Genomic DNA, 412 nt, shown 5'->3' with positions numbered 1-412 from the left:
TACGGCATGACCGAGACCGCGCCGGTGGTATCGGTCAACCCGTTCCAGAACATCCAGGTCGGCACCATCGGTATCCCGGTGCCCTCGACCCTGTGCAAGGTGATTGGCGACGACGGCCAGGAAGTGCCCCTGGGCGAGCGCGGCGAACTCTGCGTGAAGGGTCCGCAGGTGATGAAGGGCTACTGGCAGCGCCAGGAGGCCACCGACGAGATCCTCGACGCCGATGGTTGGCTGAAGACCGGCGATATCGCCATCATCCAGGAAGACGGCTACATGCGCATCGTCGACCGGAAGAAGGACATGATCCTGGTCTCCGGCTTCAATGTTTACCCGAACGAGCTGGAAGACGTGCTGGCGACCCTGCCGGGCGTCCTGCAGTGCGCCGCGATCGGCATCCCCGACGAGAAGTCCG

At 64.1% G+C, this 412-nt stretch carries 1 protein-coding gene; it reads left to right on the top strand.

Annotated elements, in window-relative coordinates; all coding sequences use genetic code 11:
• A partial coding sequence (locus tag FLO80_RS24030) for an AMP-binding protein (RefSeq protein WP_149187161.1) occupies positions 1-412 on the top strand: 412 nt, incomplete at both ends.

It is taken from the genome of Aquicoccus porphyridii, assembly GCF_008369105.1.
In the GTDB taxonomy this organism is placed as follows: Bacteria; Pseudomonadota; Alphaproteobacteria; order Rhodobacterales; family Rhodobacteraceae; genus Aquicoccus; species Aquicoccus porphyridii.
Note: the sequence above shows the minus strand (reverse complement) of the source record. Positions and strands in the feature narration are given on the sequence as shown.